The organism is Cryobacterium zongtaii, from assembly GCF_002909375.1.
Lineage (GTDB): Bacteria > Actinomycetota > Actinomycetes > Actinomycetales > Microbacteriaceae > Cryobacterium > Cryobacterium zongtaii.
The window spans coordinates 86,998-106,158 of sequence record NZ_PPXD01000026.1 but is presented as its reverse complement, the minus strand read 5'-3'; the positions used below and the strand labels follow the sequence as shown (position 1 = coordinate 106,158).

The 19,161-nt window shown below is 65.0% G+C and carries 18 protein-coding genes and 1 tRNA gene; 15 read left to right on the top strand and 4 right to left on the bottom strand.

Translation table 11 applies throughout. From position 1 onward, the window contains the following. Positions 1-26: 26 nt before the first annotated feature. Entirely contained in the window at positions 27-1,619 is a 1,593-nt protein-coding gene (gene serA / locus C3B61_RS15850; protein ID WP_088456653.1) for a phosphoglycerate dehydrogenase, read from the top strand. A 90-nt stretch (positions 1,620-1,709) separates the two neighbouring features. Here the strand turns inward: serA and C3B61_RS15845 are convergent, their stop codons facing one another. Further along, positions 1,710-1,961, bottom strand: a complete 252-nt coding sequence (locus C3B61_RS15845; protein WP_103429701.1) for a DUF6458 family protein — start codon at positions 1,959-1,961, stop codon at positions 1,710-1,712. A gap of 172 nt (positions 1,962-2,133) precedes the next feature. On the opposite strand from C3B61_RS15845, the gene C3B61_RS15840 reads away from it, so the two are divergent. The 4 genes from C3B61_RS15840 to C3B61_RS15825 are packed head-to-tail and all read left to right on the top strand — an operon-like array spanning position 2,134 to position 5,465. Further along, the gene (locus C3B61_RS15840; RefSeq protein WP_088456651.1) at positions 2,134-3,204 is read left to right on the top strand and encodes a 3-isopropylmalate dehydrogenase; all 1,071 of its coding nucleotides are present in this window, start codon (positions 2,134-2,136) and stop codon (positions 3,202-3,204) included. Between the two features lie 31 nt (positions 3,205-3,235). After that, positions 3,236-4,357 carry a branched-chain amino acid aminotransferase gene (locus tag C3B61_RS15835; RefSeq protein WP_103461531.1) on the top strand — a complete coding sequence of 374 codons (1,122 nt, stop codon included), beginning with the start codon at positions 3,236-3,238 and terminating at the stop codon, positions 4,355-4,357. After that, on the top strand, positions 4,354-5,136 hold the full coding sequence (locus C3B61_RS15830) for a fumarylacetoacetate hydrolase family protein (protein ID WP_103461530.1): 783 nt from the start codon (positions 4,354-4,356) through the stop codon (positions 5,134-5,136). Before C3B61_RS15835 ends, C3B61_RS15830 begins: the two co-directional genes overlap by 4 nt. Before the next feature lie 23 nt (positions 5,137-5,159). Continuing rightward, positions 5,160-5,465 carry a hypothetical protein gene (locus C3B61_RS15825; RefSeq protein ID WP_103461529.1) on the top strand — a complete coding sequence of 102 codons (306 nt, stop codon included), beginning with the start codon at positions 5,160-5,162 and terminating at the stop codon, positions 5,463-5,465. Between the two features lie 69 nt (positions 5,466-5,534). Here the strand turns inward: C3B61_RS15825 and C3B61_RS15820 are convergent, their stop codons facing one another. Beyond that, the gene (locus C3B61_RS15820) at positions 5,535-6,113 is read right to left on the bottom strand and encodes a TetR/AcrR family transcriptional regulator (protein WP_088456647.1); all 579 of its coding nucleotides are present in this window, start codon (positions 6,111-6,113) and stop codon (positions 5,535-5,537) included. Between the two features lie 189 nt (positions 6,114-6,302). Here C3B61_RS15820 and C3B61_RS15815 point away from each other — a divergent pair, with 189 nt between their 5' ends. After that, a complete protein-coding gene (locus C3B61_RS15815; protein WP_103461528.1) occupies positions 6,303-7,337 on the top strand; it encodes an NADP-dependent oxidoreductase in 1,035 nt (344 codons plus the stop codon). Positions 7,338-7,383: 46 nt separating this feature from the next. After that, positions 7,384-8,088 carry a type 1 glutamine amidotransferase domain-containing protein gene (locus C3B61_RS15810; RefSeq protein ID WP_103461527.1) on the top strand — a complete coding sequence of 235 codons (705 nt, stop codon included), beginning with the start codon at positions 7,384-7,386 and terminating at the stop codon, positions 8,086-8,088. 91 nt (positions 8,089-8,179) lie between these two features. Here the strand turns inward: C3B61_RS15810 and C3B61_RS15805 are convergent, their stop codons facing one another. After that, positions 8,180-9,265, bottom strand: a complete 1,086-nt coding sequence (locus C3B61_RS15805) for an aminotransferase class V-fold PLP-dependent enzyme (RefSeq protein ID WP_244285965.1) — start codon at positions 9,263-9,265, stop codon at positions 8,180-8,182. An 81-nt stretch (positions 9,266-9,346) separates the two neighbouring features. On the opposite strand from C3B61_RS15805, the gene C3B61_RS15800 reads away from it, so the two are divergent. From C3B61_RS15800 to C3B61_RS15765, 8 genes are all read left to right on the top strand, one after another. Beyond that, on the top strand, positions 9,347-10,339 hold the full coding sequence (locus tag C3B61_RS15800; RefSeq protein ID WP_103461526.1) for a LysR family transcriptional regulator: 993 nt from the start codon (positions 9,347-9,349) through the stop codon (positions 10,337-10,339). 12 nt (positions 10,340-10,351) lie between these two features. Then, positions 10,352-11,872, top strand: a complete 1,521-nt coding sequence (gltX, locus tag C3B61_RS15795) for a glutamate--tRNA ligase (RefSeq protein WP_103461525.1) — start codon at positions 10,352-10,354, stop codon at positions 11,870-11,872. After that, positions 11,869-12,900 (top strand): NAD(P)/FAD-dependent oxidoreductase, encoded by a 1,032-nt coding sequence (locus C3B61_RS15790; protein WP_103461524.1) that lies wholly within the window; start codon positions 11,869-11,871, stop codon positions 12,898-12,900. Before gltX ends, C3B61_RS15790 begins: the two co-directional genes overlap by 4 nt. Before the next feature lie 35 nt (positions 12,901-12,935). Beyond that, positions 12,936-13,007, top strand: a tRNA-Gln gene (locus C3B61_RS15785). A gap of 196 nt (positions 13,008-13,203) precedes the next feature. Next, positions 13,204-13,398 (top strand): helix-turn-helix transcriptional regulator, encoded by a 195-nt coding sequence (locus C3B61_RS15780; protein ID WP_103461523.1) that lies wholly within the window; start codon positions 13,204-13,206, stop codon positions 13,396-13,398. Beyond that, positions 13,391-14,596: a tyrosine-type recombinase/integrase gene (locus tag C3B61_RS15775; RefSeq protein ID WP_103461522.1), complete on the top strand. Its 1,206-nt coding sequence runs from the start codon at positions 13,391-13,393 to the stop codon at positions 14,594-14,596. Before C3B61_RS15780 ends, C3B61_RS15775 begins: the two co-directional genes overlap by 8 nt. A gap of 1,049 nt (positions 14,597-15,645) precedes the next feature. Beyond that, complete coding sequence (locus C3B61_RS19555) at positions 15,646-16,146, top strand: HEPN domain-containing protein (RefSeq protein WP_133160339.1); 501 nt, start codon at positions 15,646-15,648, stop codon at positions 16,144-16,146. A gap of 314 nt (positions 16,147-16,460) precedes the next feature. Then, positions 16,461-18,008, top strand: a complete 1,548-nt coding sequence (locus C3B61_RS15765) for a DUF4145 domain-containing protein (protein ID WP_103461520.1) — start codon at positions 16,461-16,463, stop codon at positions 18,006-18,008. Positions 18,009-18,097: 89 nt separating this feature from the next. Here C3B61_RS15765 and C3B61_RS15760 read toward each other — a convergent pair whose 3' ends face one another. Further along, positions 18,098-19,000 carry a DNA adenine methylase gene (locus tag C3B61_RS15760; RefSeq protein WP_103461519.1) on the bottom strand — a complete coding sequence of 301 codons (903 nt, stop codon included), beginning with the start codon at positions 18,998-19,000 and terminating at the stop codon, positions 18,098-18,100. Between the last annotated feature and the right edge of the window lie 161 nt (positions 19,001-19,161).

Genomic DNA, 19,161 nt, shown 5'->3' with positions numbered 1-19,161 from the left:
CCGACGCTTTCTAAGGATCTGTTTTCGTGTCGAAGCCCGTCGTATTAATCGCCGAAGAACTCTCGCCTGCCACTGTCGATGCCCTCGGGCCCGACTTCGACGTTGTCAACGTCGACGGCACTGACCGTGCCGCACTGCTCTCCGCCCTGGCTTCCGCCAACGCCATCCTGGTCCGCTCCGCGACCAAGGTCGACGCCGAGGCCCTCGCCGCCGCACCGAACTTGAAGGTCATCGCCCGTGCCGGTGTCGGCCTCGACAACGTCGACATCAAGGCCGCGACCGCGGCCGGTGTCATGGTCGTCAACGCCCCTACCTCCAACATCATCTCCGCCGCCGAACTCACCGTCGGCCACATCCTCAGCCTGGCCCGCCACATCCCGCCGGCCCACGGCGCCCTCGCGCAGGGTCAGTGGAAGCGCTCCAAGTACACCGGCATCGAGCTGTACGAAAAGACCGTCGGCATCATCGGCCTCGGCCGCATCGGCGCCCTGGTGGCCGCTCGCCTGCAGGCCTTCGGCGTGAACATCATCGCGTTCGACCCGTACATCACCTCGGCACGCGCGCAGCAGCTGGGCGTGCACCCGGTGAGCCTGGACGAACTGCTCGCGCAGTCCGACTTCGTCACCATCCACATGCCGAAGACCCCCGAGACCACGGGCATGATCAGCGCCCCGCAGCTCAAGCTGATGAAGCCCACCGCGTACGTCGTCAACGTCGCCCGCGGCGGACTCATCGACGAAGCCGACCTGTACACGGCCCTCGTCGACGGGACCATCGCCGGTGCCGGTCTCGACGTCTTCGTCAACGAGCCGCCGACCGGATCACCGCTGCTCGGCCTCGACAACCTGATCAGCACCCCGCACCTGGGCGCGTCCACCGACGAAGCTCAGGAAAAGGCCGGCGTCTCGGTCGCCAAGTCGGTGCGGCTCGCGCTGTCGGGCGAACTCGTGCCCGACGCCGTCAACGTCGCCGGTGGCATCATCGACCCGACGGTCCGCCCCGGCATCCCGCTGGTCGAGAAGCTCGGCCAGGTGTTCTCCGGACTCGCCGCGCACAGCCCGCTCACCAGCGTCGACATCGAGGTGCGTGGTGAGATCGTCGAGTTCGACGTCTCGGTGCTCAAGCTCGCCGCGCTCAAGGGCATCTTCACCAATGTGGTCAGCGAAACCGTCTCCTACGTGAACGCGCCCCTGCTCGCCGAGCAGCGCGGTGTCGCGGTGCGCCTGATCACCGAGGCCGAGTCACCCGAGTACCGCAACCTGATCACCCTCCGTGGCGCCCTCGCCGACGGTTCGCAGGTCTCGGTGTCCGGCACCTTGGTGGGCCCCAAGCAGATCGAGAAGATCGTCGAGGTGAACGGCTACGACGTGGAGGTGCCGTTCGCCGAGCACCTCATCGTCATGCTGTACACCGACCGTCCCGGCATCGTCGCGGTCTACGGCCGTGAGTTCGGCGACGCCGAGATCAACATCGCCGGCATGCAGATCGCGCGGCACGAGGCCGGCGGCCCCGCGCTGAGCGTGCTGACCGTCGACTCGCCGGTGCCGGCCAGTCTGCTCGCCTCGGTGCGTGAAGCCATCACTGCCGACGTGATGGTCGCCATCGACATCACCGAATAGGACATCGCTGCCTCACAGGCCGCACACACAAGAAAGCCCCGGATGCGAATCCGGGGCTTTCTTGTGGATGGAGCGTTGGTGAAGCGAGGGTTACACGTCGTCGATCGAGCGCTCCCGCTGCACGACGCGCTCTCCGCTGACCGGGTCGACGGCGCTGCGAGTGGTACTGATGCTGCTGCGGCGGCGGGTGAGCAACACCAGACCGAGCACGAAGATGAGGGCGCCGGCCCCCATCAGGATGTAGCCGACCAGGTCGAGGTCGACCCAGTCGACCTGGATGTTCAGGGCCCACACGAGGATGGCGCCGACGACGAAGAGGAAGATTCCCAATCCGATACTCATAGGTAGCTGCTTTCTTCTTCAGTGGCACATGCACGTCGGCGACGCGCACGGTCAGGGTTCTCAAGCATAGACAGCCAAATGAGCACAGTAGGGTTGATTTGCAGGGTATCTCCAAGCCAATATCGCGCCAATATCGCCAGCCCACCGGCTGCCTCACCGTAATCGGAGCCGCATGTCCCGCTCAGTCAAGCTCGCAGTAATCGCCGGAGACGGCATCGGCCCGGAGGTCGTCGCCGAAGCGCTGAAGGTGCTCGACGCCGTGACCCACGCCGACCCCGTCGAGTTCGAGCTCACCCACTTCTCACTCGGTGCCACCCGGTTCCTCGCGACCGGCGACGTGCTCACCGACGATGACCTGGCCGCGATCAGCGCCCACGACGCCATCCTGCTCGGCGCCGTCGGCGGTCTGCCTGGCGACCCGCGGCTGAAGAACGCCAACATCGAGCGCGGGCTGCTGCTCAAACTGCGTTTCTCCCTCGACCACTACGTGAACCTGCGCCCCAGCGTCCTCTTCCCCGGTGTGCCCAGCCCGCTCGGCGACCCCGGCGACGTCGACTTCGTCGTCGTGCGCGAAGGCACCGAGGGTCCCTACGTCGGCAACGGCGGCGCCATCCGTCAGGGCACACCGAACGAGGTCGCCAACGAGGTCTCGGTCAACACGGCGTTCGGCGTGGAACGGGTCGTGCGCTACGCCTTCGAAGCGGCCCAGAACCGCCCGCGAAAGAAGCTCACCCTGGTGCACAAGACCAACGTTCTCGTCTTCGCGGGCAGCCTGTGGCAGCGCATCGTCACCGAGGTCGCCGCCGAATACCCTGACGTGACCGTGGATTACCTGCACGTGGACGCGGCAACGATTTTCCTGGTCACGAATCCGAGTAGATTTGACGTCATCGTCACGGACAACCTCTTCGGCGATATTCTCACTGACCTGGCAGCGGCAATCAGCGGCGGCATCGGCCTGGCGGCATCCGGAAATATCAATCCGGAAGGTCGCTTCCCCAGCATGTTCGAACCCGTGCACGGTTCGGCACCCGACATCGCGGGCCGGCAGTTGGCCGATCCCACGGCGGCGATCCTCTCTGTCGCGCTCCTCCTGAACCACCTCGGTCTGGCGGATGCGTCGGCCAGGGTGAGCGCGGCCGTCACGGCCGACATCATCGCCCGCAGCGTCGCAGCGGAGCCACGATCCACCAGCGCCGTCGGCGATGCGATCGTGTCCCGCCTGACCGGCACTCCCGCCTAACCGCACTCCCGTCTAAACACAAGGGACTCCCATGAGCCAGCAGACCACATCTTTCCCGCTCGAGTTCGAGCGCACGCCGTCACAGACCGCCCGCAGCATCGCTGAGCGCGAAACGATCCTCGCCGACCCCGGCTTCGGCAAGTACTTCACCGACCACATGGTCACCATCGACTGGACCATCGAGAAGGGCTGGCACGATGCCAGGGTCACGCCATACGGGCCGTTGCTGCTCGACCCCGCCTCCTCGGTGCTGCACTACGGCCAGGAGATCTTCGAGGGCATGAAGGCGTACCGCCATGCCGATGGCTCCATCTGGACGTTCCGGCCGGAGAAGAACGCCGAACGCCTGCAGAGCTCCGCCCGCCGACTGGCGCTGCCCGAACTCGCAGTGGCCGATTTCCTCGAATCCGTCAAGCAGATGATCGCCGTCGACGGCTCCTGGGTGCCCGACGCCCCGGAGACCAGCCTGTACCTGCGCCCGTTCATGATCGCCAACGAGAGCTTCCTCGGCGTGCGGGCCGCGCACAAGGTGGGCTACTACGTGATCGCCAGCCCCGCCGGCGCCTACTTCACCGACGGCGTCGCCCCGGTGAAGATCTGGCTGTCCACCGAGTACTCCCGCGCCGGTCGCGGCGGCACCGGAGCCGCCAAGTGCGGTGGCAACTACGCGGCCTCCCTGCTGCCCCAGCAGGAGGCCTACGACAACGGCTGCGCCCAGGTGCTCTTCCTCGACGGGGAGACCGGCACCCACATCGACGAACTCGGCGGCATGAACGTGTTCTTCGTGCACGGCACCGACACCCTCGTCACCCCCCGCCTCACCGGCACCATCCTCGAGGGCGTCACCCGCGACAGCATCATCCAGCTCGCCCGTGACCGCGGCATGACCGTGATCGAGCGCGACGTGACGGTGGACGAGTGGCGCGACGGCGTGGCATCCGGTGAGATCACCGAGGTGTTCGCCTGCGGCACCGCCGCCGTGGTCACCCCGATCGCCCAGCTCAAGGCCGTCGGTTTCACCATCGGCGACGCCGACGCTGCCGCGGGGGAGATCACCCTGGCGCTCCGTCAGGAGCTCACCGACATCCAGTACGGCCGTCTGCCCGACCGGCACGGCTGGTTGATGCGTCTGGACGCGGAGGTGACAGCGTGAAGATCGCCAGGTTCAGCCACGCCGGAACCATCGCGTTCGGCATCATCGACGACGATGAACTGGTCGTCCTGACCGGCGACCCGATGTTCGCCGGCTACAACCCCACCGGCGCGCGCCTGCCGCTGGTGGATGTGGCGCTGCTCGCGCCGGTGATTCCGCGCTCCAAGGTCGTCGGCCTGGCCGGCGCCTATTTCGCGGATGCCGCGGAGAAGGCCGCGGCGCTTGCCGCGCCGGGGCAGCCCGTCGAGCCACGCTTCTTCCTCAAGCCCAACACCACCGTCGTAGGCCCCAACGACCCTATCGTGCTGCCCGCGGCCTCCGACGATGTGCGCGTCGAGGGTGAGCTGGCCATCGTGATCGGCCGGGTCGCCAAGAATCTCAGCGTCGCCGACGCTCCCGGGGCCATCTTCGGCTACACGATTGCCAACGACGTCACCGCCGTCGACCTGGCCGAGGGCAGTGGCCACGGCGCCAGGGCCAAGAGTTTCGACTCGTTCTGCCCGCTCGGCCCGGTCATCGACACCGAGTTCGACCCCACGGACGGCCGCGTGCTCGGCCGGGTCAACGACGTGGAGTTCCAGAGCGGAGAGGTGTCGCTGCTGGCCTTCTCGATGGCGGAAATCGTCTCGTTCCTCTCGCACTCGTTCACCCTGTTGCCCGGCGATGTGATCCTCACCGGCTCGTCCAGCGCCGCACGGCGAGTGTCGCACGGCGATACCGCGAGCATCGAGATCCCGGGCCTCGGCGTGCTCACCAACCCGGTTCGCCGCCCGGCCTGACCGACCGGACCGACGGGGGACCGATGAACGCTGCCGAGCTGTACACGGCCGACCTGGAACCGCGGGAGGTCACCATGGCCCGGCGGGCAGGGATGCTCGCCGGCACCGTGGCATCGCTGGCGGTCAGCCTGCTCGGCATGGGAGACACCCCGATAGGACCGGCGGTCGCCGACCTCGTCATCCGGGTCAGGGCCGATGGGCGCGAGGTCTACCGCTCCGGGCAGAACGACTCGCAGCTGGCCGACTCCATGCTGGAGACGGTGCGCCGCGAGCTGAACGAATTCACGCCAGAGGTCTTCGCGGCGGAGTGGGGAATCGCCCGCTCCTAGGCAGCGGCTGTTGCCCAAGCGGACAATTGTGCCCGGCGCACCGGGACTAATTGTCCGGACGGGAAACAGTTAGAGCGGGAACCAGGCGCGGACCTGGTCGGCGGCCGTGGAGAGAAGCGCGGCCGACTCGGCGGCATTGACCCTCGCGAGCAGCATCGCGCTCATCGAGAGCGACGCGAGGGTTCGCACCCGCTCGTCGGTGTTTTCGGCTGGTCCGCCGGCGAGGGCATTGCGAAGTGCGGCGGCCAACTCGGTTCGGTACGCCTCGACCACTTCCCGGGCGGGTTCGTCGTGCGTGGCCAGACCCGTGGCGCAGTTGACCAGGAGGCAGCCCCGTCGGGGGGAGTCCAGTGGCAGCGTCGCCACGGCCTCCCGCAGTTCGTCGAAGTAGGCCAGCAGCTCCTGGCGGCCGGCGCCATCCGCTTGCAGGCCGCGCAGGCGCGGCCGGATGACGGTGTCGCGGTAATCGGCGACGGCGGCGTCGAAGAGCCCGCGTTTGCTGCCGAACGCGTGGTACAGGCTCGACCGGTTTACACCCGTCGCTGTCTCGAGGTCGGCCAGGGATGCGCCGTCGTAGCCGCGGTCCCAGAAGACGTCGCGGGCGGATTGCACGACCGTGGTGCTGTCGAACGTCTGGAGCCGTCCCATGAGCTGTCTGCCTTCCGTCCGCGGACGTCTGGTCCGTGGGTGTTACGAGCGGTGTTGCTGTGAATGTTCTGTACCGCTCGTTTCAATATAAACGATAGCCCAGCTATAGTAAAACGATCGGTGCAGAAAACCATCCGTTGAGAACAGGGACGCCCCCGGCACCGATCGCGAACAGTAAGGACTCTTTTCATGACGACAGCCACCAGCACCCAGATTCAGCTCGCCGCCCGGCCCACCGGTTGGCCCACCGCAACGGACTTCATCACCGCGGTCATCGACCTGCCCGACCTGGCGGCGGGCCAGGTGCGCGTCGTTAATGACTTCATCTCCGTCGACCCCTACATGCGTGGCCGCATGAACGACGTGAAGTCCTACATTCCGCCGTTCGTGCTCGGGGAGACCATGGGCGGCGGCGCCGTCGGCCACGTGGTCGAGTCGGCCGCGGAGTCCGTGCCCGTCGGCAGCCTCGTTGTGCACCAGTACGGCTGGCGCGATGTCGTACAGGAGGATGCCGCGGGCTTCCGCGTCGTTCCCGAGATTCCCAATGTGCCGTCGTCGGCGTACCTGGGCGTGCTGGGCATGACCGCTCTCACCGCCTACGTGGGCCTGCTCGAGGTGGCCAAGTTCAAGGCAGGCGACACCGTCTTCGTCTCCGGCGCAGCCGGTGCCGTGGGCAGCATGGTCGGCCAGATTGCTCGCCTCAAGGGTGCCGCTCGCGTGATCGGCTCCGCCGGCACCGACGAGAAGGTGGCCCTGCTCACCGAGAAGTACGGCTTCGACGCGGCCTTCAACTACAAGACCGGCGACCTCGCCACCCAGCTGGCCGAAGCCGCCCCCGAGGGCATCGACGTGTACTTCGACAACGTCGGCGGCGACCACCTGAGCGCCGCACTCGGTGCCTTCAAGGATGGCGGCCGGGCCGCACTCTGCGGCGCCATCTCGCAGATGAACCGCACCGATGGCCCCACCGGCGTGCAGAACATGGTCAACATCGTCACCCGCGGGCTCACCCTCACGGGATTCACCGTGGGCAACTTCCTGCAGCACTTCCCGGCCTTCACCGAGCAGATGGGCGCCTGGTTCACGGCCGGCGACATCGTCTTCGACGAGACCGTCGTTGTGGGCATCGAGAACTCGGTCGATGCGTTCCTGGGCATGCTTCGTGGAGAGAACACCGGCAAGATGGTGGTCAAGACCTCTGACTCCGCCGCGGCCGGGCACTAATCCGCAACCGCCGCAACCGATTCACTGAATTCGATCTAGGAGAAACATGACTTCCGTACTTTTTGTCGTCAGCGCCGCTGACCACTGGACCCTCAACGACGGCACCCTGCACCCCACCGGGTACTGGGCCGAGGAACTCGCCGAGCCGCACCGGCTCTTCACCGAGGCCGGCTGGTCGATCACCATCGCCACCCCGAAGGGCGTCGCGCCCACCGTCGACGAGGGCAGCCTGGCCGCCGGGGCCACCGGAGGCGAAGAACGCTCCACCGAACTCCGCAGCTATCTCGACTCGATCCCCGCGCTGAAGAGCCCGGCCTCGATCGACGACGTCACTGCCGCCGACTACGACGTGGTCTTCTACCCCGGTGGACACGGCCCCATGGAGGACCTCGCGGTCGATACGACCAGCGGCCAGATCATGGCGGACACCATCGCATCCGGCCGGATTCTCGGTGTGCTCTGCCACGCCCCTGCCGCACTTCTGGCCGCCACGGCCGCTGACGGCACCTGGCCGTTCCTGGCCTACCGCATGACCGGCTTCACGGACGCCGAGGAGGCCCTGGGCGGACTTGCCCCGAAGGCCAAGTGGCTCGTGCAGGCGCGCCTGGTCGAGCTCGGCGCCGACTTCGTCGAGGGTGCCTCGTTCGCCGAGCACATCGAGATCGACCGCAACCTCTACACCGGCCAGAACCCGGCCTCCTCGGTGAAGCTCGCCAGTGCAATCATCGACGCGGTGGCCGCGCAGAAGTAGCAGCGCTTAGCCGTACCAGGCAGTTTCGCGAAAGCGGTCCTATGGTCGCCTCACCATCCCGAGGCGACCACAGGGCCGCTTTCGTGCGAGGCTAGCGCCCCAGGGCGGCCAGAACGGCAGCCACGTCGGTGGGGTCGTTCCAGAGGTGGAAGGCCACGCGGGCACGGCCGGCCCGGCCGGACGCGGTAATGCCGGCGGCGGTGAGTCGGGCCAGGTCGGTTCCGGCGGGATCGGCCCAGGTGACGATGGCCTGATTGTTCTCTGGCAGCCCCAGCCCGGCGCAGAGGGCATTGCCCAGACCGGTGTCGTGGGCGTACACGGCGGCCGAGTCGAGTGAGCTGAAGAACTCGAGAGCCACCCGCGTGCCCACCCAGGCCGGCCAGGCCGGTGACACGTCGAAGCGTCGGGCGTCCGTCGCCAGGGTCATGGTCGGGCCGTAGCAGGATGCCCACGGGTCGTCGCCCGCGAACCAACCTGCCTGCACCGGGCGCAGCACCTCGGCCAGCGCGGGCAGCACGGTGAGGAAGGCCGCGCCCCGCGGTGCACCCAACCACTTGTAGGCGTGGCAGATGGTGGCATCGAAGTCGCCGGCGTTTACGGGCAGCCAGCCGGTGGCCTGTGTTGTGTCGCAGAGGGTGAATGCACCCACCGCGGCTGCGGCCGCGCGGATGGCCGGCGCATCCGCGATCACACCGGTGCCGGACTGCACCAGCGAGAAGGCGACCAGCCAGGTGCGCTCGGTGAGCGAGGCGGCGAGCTGGGCCACCGGAACGTGGCGTACCGTGATCCCGCGGTGCTCCTGCTGCAGGAACGGGAAGACCATCGACGTGAAGTCCCCGTCGACGCAGACGACCTCGCGCCCCTCTGGCACGGATGCGGCCAGCACGGCTGCCATCACCGACGCCTGCGACCCGATCGCCACCCGGTCGGTACCCACCCCGACCAGCCCGGCGTAGAGAGCCCGGGCCCGGTCGATTTCGGCCTGGTAGTGCGCGGGGGAGGCCAGGCCGCTGCCCCACATGTCGGCGTCCTCGCGGAGCGCCCGCACCGTGTCCAGGGTGGGCAGTCCCGAGGTGCACGCGGCCAGGTAGCGCGTGCTCGTGGGGGCGTAGGCGGCCCGCACCTGGGGCATGGTCGGGGCGGGAGCGGGGGCTACGGACGAAACAGTGGATCGCATCCATCCAGCGTTGCCCCGTTCGATCCATTCGGCAACGCCCAGTCCTCGATCAATCCGATAACCAGTGGTTATGATTTGGGCATGCCCGAAAATCTTCACCGTGCACTCGACGTAGATTCCCACGCGCTGCGCATCGTGCACCGCATCAACGAGCTGGGCTCGATCACCGCGGCGGCCCGGTCGCTCGGCTACAGCCAGCCGGCCGTGAGCCAGCACCTCAAACGGCTCGAGGCCCGCCTGGGCATGCCGTTGGTGGCCAAGGCCGGCCGCGGCGTGCGGCTCACCGAGGCCGGCCGCATCCTGGCCCGGCACGCCGCCACCGTGACCCAGGCGCTGGATGCCGCGGCGGGCGAACTCAGCGACCTGGCCGGCCTGCGGAGCGGCCGGGTGACCCTCGCCGCCTTCCCCTCCGCCTCGGCCACGGTCATCCCCACGGTGCTGCGCGGCCTCTCCCAGCGGCACCCCGGTGTGCAGCTGAACTACCTCGAGGCCGAACCGCCGGAGGCCGTGCGGGCCGTGCGCGACCAGGCCGCCGACCTCGCGATCACCTTCAGCTACACGGGCGACCAGGCCGACCCGCACCGGCAGAGCGCCCAGGGCCTCACCGTCGTGCCGCTCTGGCGCGACGAGATGCTCGTGGTTGTGCCCCGCGAGCACCCCCTGGCCGGCCGCGACCGGATCGACCTGGCCCTGCTGGCCGATGACCAGTGGATCGGCGGCTGCCCGCGCTGCCGGGCGCACCTGCTCGACCTCGCCACCCGCAGCGGCTTCAGCCCCAGCATCTCCTACGAGACCGACAACGTCGTGGCGGTGTTCGGCATGGTCGCGGCGGGCCTGGGGGTGGCGCTGGTGCCCGCCCTGGCCATCGCCGCGTCGCCGTTGCCGGCCGGGATCGTCGCCCGGCCGACCGCGGGCGGCGACTTCCGCACGATTCACCTGGTGGGAACGGAGGGCGCGGAGTCGATTCCGGCCGTGGCTGCCACCATCCGGGCCATCGGCGAGATCGACGCGGCGCCCTGGTCACTCGTGGGGGCAGACCGTGAACACCCCCCGGGCGCGGCGCTCGCTCGGTAGGATGAATGTCGTATGTCTACTACAACAGCGCACCCGTTCTCGACCGCAACCGGCACTGATGTGCGCGTGCGGTTCTGCCCCTCGCCCACCGGAACGCCGCACGTCGGCCTGATCCGTACGGCCCTGTTCAACTGGGCCTACGCCCGGCACAACGGGGGCAAGTTCATCTTCCGCGTTGAGGACACCGACGCCGCCCGCGACAGCGAGGAGAGCTTCACCCAGCTCCTGGACGCCATGCGCTGGCTGCGCCTGGACTGGGACGAGGGCGTGGAGGCCGGCGGGCCCCACGAGCCGTACCGCCAGTCTCAGCGCTACGACATCTACCGTGACGTGATCGCCAAGCTCATCGAATCCGGCCACATTTACGAGAGCTTCGCCACCGGCGAGGAGATCGCCGAGCGCAACATCAAGCTCGGCCGGGACGCCAAGCTCGGCTATGACAACTACGAGCGCGACCTCACCGACGAGCAGAAGGCCGCCTTCCGCGCCGAGGGTCGCGAGCCCGCGCTCCGCCTCAAGGTGCCGGACACCGAGCTCTCCTTCGACGACCTGGTCCGCGGTGAGATCACCTTCCCGGCCGGCTCGTTCAGCGACTTCGTCGTGGTGCGCCCCAACGGCCATCCGCTCTACCCGTTCGTGAACCCCGTCGACGACGCCCTGATGGGTGTCACCCACGTGCTGCGCGGCGAAGACCTGCTCTCGTCCACGCCCCGCCAGATCGCGCTGTATCACGCGCTGATCGACATCGGCCTGACCACCTTCGTGCCGCGTTTCGGCCACCTGCCCTACGTGATGGGTGACAAGAACAAGAAGCTCTCCAAGCGCGACCCGGAGTCGAACCTGTTCCTGCACCGCGAACGGGGCTTCATCCCCGAGGGCCTGGTGAACTATCTGTCCCTGCTGGGCTGGTCGCTCACCCACGACCGCGACGTGTTCTCCATCGAAGAGATGATCGCCGCATTCGACGTGGTCGACGTGAACCCGAACCCGGCCCGCTTCGACCTCAAGAAGGCCGAATCGCTCAACGGCGACCACATCCGTCTGCTCGAGCCGGCCGACTTCGCCGCCCGCGTGGTTCCCTACCTGGTGAACGCAGGCGTGCTCACTGAGCCGCTCAGCGACACCGAGCAGTCCATCCTCGCCGCCGCCGCCCCGCTGGTTCAGGAGCGCATCGCCCTGCTCGGTGAGACGCCGGACATGCTCGGATTCCTCTTCGAGAGCGCCGACAAGCTCGAGCACCAGCCGGATGCGCTCGCCTCGCTCCCGCAGAACGCCGCCGAGATCCTCACGGCCGCCACAGCTGCGCTGCGCGACATTCCCGAAGCGGAGTGGACCCACGAACTCGTGCACAGCACCCTCACCGACACCCTGATCGGTGGCCTCGGCCTCAAGCCGCGGGTCGCGTTCGGCCCGCTGCGTGTCGCCGTCTCCGGTCGCAAGATCTCGCCGCCGCTGTTCGAGTCGATGGAGATCCTCGGCCGTGCCGACTCGCTGGCTCGCCTGGATCGGCTCTCGGCGACCCTGGTGTCATGAGCTCGGACGGTCTGCTGAGCGCCGGTGCCGGCAGCGATTCCGCTGCCGGTACCGCTGAGGCGCCGTATGACGTCGTCATCATCGGAGCCGGCCCGGCGGGCCTGGCCGCGGGGCTCAACCTCGTGCGCGCCCGCCGCCGCACCCTGATGATCGACAGCAACCGGCCCCGGCACTCCGCCACCCTGCGTTCGCACGGCTTCATCACCCGCGACGGCGTGCCGCCGCTGGAGCTGCGCCGCATCGGCCGCGAGGAGTACGAGGCCTACCCGGCCGCCGAGTTCCACATGGGTCTGGTGCGTTCCGTCGAGCAGTTGCCCGACGCCGCCGCCGCCCGCTTCACCGTGTCCACCAAGGGCATGCGGGGCGAGAAGAACCGCGTGGTCACCGCGCGCACCGTGCTCATCGCCACGGGCCTGGCCGAGACGCTGCCGGCGCTGCCGAGCATTCGCGCCTGGTACGGCACCAACCTGCACAGTTGTATTGCCTGCGACGGTTACGAAGAGGCCGACCGGGCCCTGGCCTTGATCGGCGAGACCGACGACCTCGCCGAACACGCTCTGCTCATCTCGCAGTGGACCGACGACCTGATCGTCTTCACCAACGGTGTCGGCCAGGTCACCGACCCCGACGAGGCCGCACTGGCCGCGCGCGGCATCCGCGTCGACCGCCGCCCGCTCACCGACGTGGTGGGGGAGCGGGGAGCCATGACCGGCATCCAGGTCGCCGACGGCGAGTTCGTGGCCAGAGAGGGTGGGTTCGTGCGCCCCAAGTACGAGGCCGCCGCCACGTTCGCTGCGTCGCTGACCCCGACAACGGATGCCGCCGGCCTGCTCGTCGTCGATGCCCAGGGCCGTACCTCGGTGCCCGGACTCTACGCCGCGGGGGACACCACCCCGCCCGGCCCGGAGCAACTGCTGGTCTCGGCCGGAGAGGGAGCTCGCGCCGCGGTGGCGATAAACCGGGAACTTCTCGGCCCGCTCGCGACACACCCACCGCTCAATTTGGCTGGTCGCCCCGGAGTGGGATAGAGTTACTTTTCGGCGCGGTCCTCGGACATCGCCATTGGGGTATGGTGTAATTGGCAACACGGATGATTCTGGTTCATTTGTTCTTGGTTCGAGTCCAGGTACCCCAGCAATAACAGGCGCAGGATTCCGCGGCGAAACAGCCCATCGCCCCTCCTCCCGACCAGGCCCAAATTGGCCGCTGTGACCAGAAATGGACCAGAAACCCCTTTGCAGGGTTACTGTGACCACTTATCGCCCGGACTGATACGGACCCGTCCCGGCATAGTCGGAACTGTCACGACAAGGCGCGCACACCTTCTGGGTATGGACGCGACGACACAAATCACCCCGACGTTCCTCACCCAGCGTGAACTCGCCGAGCTACTCCGGCTACCCGAGCGCACCCTGGAAGACTGGCGACTGACCCACACGGGGCCGCCCTACCTCAAGCTAGGCCGTCACGTCCGTTACGACGTTCAGGACGTGCTCGCCTGGGCTCAGGAGCACCGGCATGGCTAGGCCACAGATCGCTGCCGGCGAGCTGGGCGCCATAACTGTGGGAGTCCTGCCGAACGGCCGGTACCGAGCCCGCGCTTCCCTCCGAGACGACGGCGGAGTCCTGCATCGTCTGTCCGCGGTTGCTCACACTGACGAGAACGCGCGCGCAGACGTTCGACGGCAGGCAGCGGTGCTCGGTACCGGCGGCACCGGCGCTCTCTCGTCCAAGAACACCGTTAACCAAGTGGTGGAACTCTGGCTCTCTCAAATAGCCGCCCGCGCGAAGACGGGCAGCCTGACGTACTCCACCTACGAATCGTATGAGACAACTGCGCGCCTCATCATTTTGCCCCGCTGCGGAGGGATCAAGCTCGACCGACTCACTGTCGGTCGGTGTGACCGCATCCTCCAAAAAATACTCGAGGAAGAATCCATCTCCAAAGCACGCCACGCCCGCGCCGTGTTGAGCCTTATCTGCGGCTACGCCGTGCGCGACGACGCGCTGCCTAGCAACCCAGTGCGTGACGTGCAACGGCTACCGACAACCCCTAAGAAGGAGTCCACGCTCACCACGGAGCAAATCAACACAATTCGTGAGCTCATGCAAGGCTGGCGAATCACCCGAGCTGATGGGCCTAGACCCAACTACCGCATTCTAATCGACGGCATGGAAATCATGCTGGGCACATCAATTCGCGTCGGCGAATGTCTCGGCCTGCGCCGCTGTGACGTGGACATGACCACCAGGCCACCAACCCTCGTCGTCAATGGCACCATCGTCAGCACAAAGGCGGAAGGCATTCATCGGAAGGACACACCCAAGCGCTCCCGACAGCGACGCAGCATCGCTCTGCCATCGATGGCAGCAGCGGCGGTGCGCCGACGGCTGGCGCTCGCTGAACCCGACCCTGAGGCGTCACTATTCCCAACTAAGACCGGCCGCGCACTGAGTGTCAGTAACTACGAGCGCCTGTTGCGATCATTCATCGCCGACGAGCGCGCGAACCTGATCAAGCTAGGAGTCGACGTTGACGAGTACACCACGCACATCTACCGGCGCACGGCCGCGACACTCGTCGAGCGGGCGGCGGGTATAACGCTGGCGTCGCGACTCCTCGGACATGCGAATGAGCAGACCACTCGAAACAGCTACGTTGTGACAGCTGACCAAGTCGACCCGGTGACGGCCGAGATCCTCGACGAGGTACTTGGGTTTTAGGTCAATTCAGCGGGAACAGAGATCGGCGGGGTTCTCAGCCTTGTGCACCTTGCTCGTGGCCTCCTACATGTCGGGCGGTACGCACGCTTGTAGGCTCCACTTATGATCGCCCCCCCCTGGAACATATGCGGCTAGCTGGACGCGGAAGAACAAAACTGGAATCGTCGAGACAGTTGGCGGGTGGCTCGAAGTTCGAGATGAAAGCCCCACTCACCTCATTCACCTCAGCGGCGTCTTCGCGGAGGATTTTGACGAGCTCTCGTTCCTAACTGGGGCGGCCGATGCCGAGGTCTACCCGATCATTCACGGCACAACTGCGAATGGCGGATACACGGCCATCGATAGCCGTGAATATCGGAGCAAAAGGCGATGGGGAGGGGGAGCCCTGTCCGACATAGTGCTGAGGCCTTATCTCACGGTGAAGGGACCTCCATGAACACGAGCTTGAGGTCACGGAGGTGAAGCTCCGATTTTGGGACCAGAATGAGTGGGCAGAATGGCATTCGTGGGATATTCAGGGCGGCACCACGCAGGAGCCCTCCGTGACTAAAGGCAATACCTGGATTGAGCGTGCGAGTCGGCAACGCGAGCATCTCGATAGAGGACAATTCTCAGCGCCGCTACTCTTCGACCGAAGGGACGCTGACTCTTTAGCAGAATTCTGTCTTCAACTTCACCTTCGATGAGCCAGTGTCCCTCAAAGAGTTCATGACTCGGTGGATGCGGCCTATGAGTGCTTGGGTCTCGTCGGGAACTCGGCGAACGTCCGGAATTGAATGGATGTCGATTACCAATTCGCACTGGGAATCTGACGTCGATGGCTCGCCCCTTGACACCTGGTTGAGCGTGATTCCCAGGAACCCAGTGCGCAAGGTAGAGGATTCCCGAGGGATCATGTTCCTACATAAACTCCGCCACTTCGATTTCGCGAAGCAAGTACCCTTGTCATGGCAAGCATCAACGACCACGAGACTGCCATCTAACAGTTCTTGGACTATGTGCACGCGGCGCCAGCGACGCCGATGGTGAGGCTAATCACCTTGGCGCAGATGGTGGAGACCTTCGACCGGTCACTAAACCCGGACGCTGCGCCGCCTTCTGATCAGAAGGAAGCAGTTCTGCAAGTTAAAGCGCTCATGGCAGACCACCCGGCACTGAAAAAGTTCTCCTCAAAGGCTGTTGCAGGAGTGTCGGAAGCGCACCGCCCTACACTTGCTAGTCGACTTTCACGCCTCGACAAGCAGACCGGCGCATTTTTGCGAACGGAGCTCACTCTTCACGCGGATTGGAAAACGGACATCGCTTCGGTCCGAAACTCAGTTGTGCATGGGTTGCCCTCGTCTGCATTCTTCTTGAAAAACGTCATTCCCCTGCAGATAAGTTTTGACATCTTGATGATTTTGTTCGAGGCACGCTTGCTTGTGGCGTTTGGTTTTGACCAGCCAACCGTTAGAGAAATCATGACTAAGAACCCCCACTGGTGGGGTCAGTCGAATCACATCTCCAAGCATGTCAAGACGTTTGAGGACTTCAGCGAGTTCGTTCCTTGAATCCGGATGTTCCTGCCGAGACCCGGAAGAGCCATTCTCTTTGAGGATCAAAACTGCCGCCATTGCTGGCAAGAGTGCTTGAGTGGGTCCGGCCAAAACAGGTGAGTACGTAGACCTTCTTCCAAGGATCGCCTCGCCATCGGGCCCCAACATCACCGAACATCAATTCAGGGTCCGCCATTGACCGATCGGGATTCGTGAATCTGGCAGCCACGGCAGGGCCTATTCTGAAGGAGAATGATCCGGTCGCGACTGGTTTTGTTCGGCACAGCGTTGTTTCAGCACAGTCGCCCCGAGTCCCAAGGAATCAGCAAATGGCGTATGCCGAGTACCCGATCGAGCACATGGACATTCGCTCACTGCATCTTGACGTCAGCAACTATCGGTTTGCTGCGGATCAGCCGTCCGAAATGGCCGCACTGAACTACCTTTGGGCTGAACAGCAGGTCTCGGAAGTTGCGGAGCTCATCCTTCGCGACGGATACGTAGACATCGAGCAGCCCTTGATCGTTAACGAAAACGGTCGCTACATTGTGCTCGAAGGCAACAGGCGAGTGTCGGCGTTGATGGCACTCAATGATCCGTCACTGGCGCCGGCGCATCAGGCCGACATTGAGCGATTGCTTCGGAGGTTCGCTCTTGAGGCAGAAGATATTCCACAGTCGATCAGGGTGATGGTGCTGCCCAGCCGCGCGGCTGCTGCTTCTATTCTTGCCCGCCTTCACATTGGCGTGTCCAAGAAGCGATGGGACCTAGACGAACAGGCCAAATTCGTCATCGCGCAGCTTGGCGAGGATATGACAGTTGAGCAGCTCAGTGCGATGCTGCCCGGAATCGAGAGTGTCCCGCGCGTGGTGCGGATGGGACGTATTCGTGAAGCGCTACGAGCGACCAAGTACACGGACGAGTCACTCGCACGATACGCACGCGGCTCACGCCTGAAGATGTCATCGTTCGAGTATGCATACCGGCAGACCGCGATTCAGGATCTGATTGGTCTAAAGTTCGATGGTCAAGCCCAGGTGATTTCTTGGGCCCACACGCCAACACAGTTGTTTGCTCTGGAACGGTTGCTCAATGGATTCAAGTCTGGAGAGTTGAACACCCGCCGTGGACTTAAGCCGGACACGACAGCGTACAAGCTATTGCTCGCAGAAATGCTCAAAACTGACCAAGAGGTCGCGATTCCGGTAAATGGACACAAACCCGCCGTCGCGTCGAACGTCGCCGGTGTCGACCAATCCGACTCTCCCGCGGTTGGGGCATCGAGTTTGGGCATCACGCCCGGTACTGTGACACCACCCTCGTCCGCGCCGGACAGCGAGACCGTGCCGGGCACGGGGTCAGATGCCCACCAAAGTTCTACAAAGTCCGATGCCGAGGACGCTACCGGTTCGAAACTGCGGGGACCGAACGACCCCCTTCTGAGAGCAAACCTGACGCTAACTGGGATTGATGAACCGGCCCACCCACTCACCATGCAACGAAGACTTCGCGAACTGCGTCGTATCAACGTCGTTGAGTTCCCGTCTGCGGCGGCCATGCTCATGCGTTCAGTCCTCGAGGCCTCGGTTAAAGAGCATTACGGCCAGTCAAACGGCATTGATGCGGTCGGAGAGCTGGGGGCTGTCATGAGACAGGTCAAGACTGACTACGGCCGGAACGGTCAGCTCTCCAACGCAATCAACAACATCACTCGATTCGGCAACGACGCAACCCACGTGCCGGGTACAGGTCGATGGTTCAACATGATCACTCACAGCGTGAACGTAGATGTCAACGGCCAGCATGTGCAGCAAGCTTGGCTAGTCGTTTTGCCGCTCGTGCGATTCTTGTTGAACGAACCGCCCAGATCGGCATAACGCGCGGCGCTGCTCAGCCGCCACTCAGGATTTGTTACGGACTCGTTTGTGGCGAGTCCCCGCCGGGCCAGTGCCTGCGGCTATGCGGCTTAGGAGGCGCTCTCGACAGGGCGGACTGCGCTGGACCGCGCCAAGGCAGCTTCGACGCTCCGGGACGTGATCATCAGTTCGGAGGCTCGACCAGGATGGCGTGCCGAGTAATTGAGTTCGTACTGCTGCATGTAGAAGCCGCGGTACAGGTGTTCGATGAGTGGGTCGACATCGTAAGTCATTAGCCAATGCGCGCTAATAACATTCCTGACGACCACTGAAAGGTTGGTGTGGTCACGCGCGTCAAAGGCATTGAGGTAGAGCTGAGATCCTGCTTGGACGTAGGGCGGGTCGATATACATGAATACGTTCGGGTCGCCCGCGTAATCACGGATAGCGGTCCGACCATCGTCTCCTCGGACAGTAATCTGTGCGCCGAGAGTGCCGAGAGCCGCCACTCGACTCCGGAGAGTCTCCTTGTTATATCTGGCGTCGATCTTGTACGTCCCTGTCTGCTGTAGCCCACCGATGACGCCGCCGGTCAGCACGCCGGAACGGTTCGTACGGTTCAGATAGAAAAACGCGAACCCGAGAGCCAGTAAGTCGCTGGTGTTCCGTTCTCGATAGATTTCTCGCTGCCGTCTCCACTCTGGGACGGTCACAGGTGTCATTTCGATTAGGCGCAGCAGCTCTGCGTTCTGCTCTACGACACTGTGCCAGAATGCGTGCACAGCTGGGTCGAAGTCATTAATGACGAGTTCATCGACAATTCCTTCACGCAGTAGAGCAACACCTGCGCCTGCACCGCCAGCATATGGCTCAACGTAGGTGGCGCCCTCGAGTCCAAGTTCGAGAATTACGTCAGCAAATAGCCCAGCGAGCGCCGCCTTGCCGCCCGGGTAACGAAGCGGGGAGAGGGTTCCATACCGACGGGTGGCGAGGATTGCCAGGGGTGTCTCCACGGTTCTTGAATCCCTTCATGGGGCGCATGCCAATGCGATGCATGCTAACTCTACGGGTCCAGCAAGCGCCCATCCTCCTCAGCGCCGGGCTGGTGCCCGTCGTCCACGCGGTGTGGGATGCGAGTCGCGACGGTACCCGTGTTCGAAGTTGCAAGTCAAAA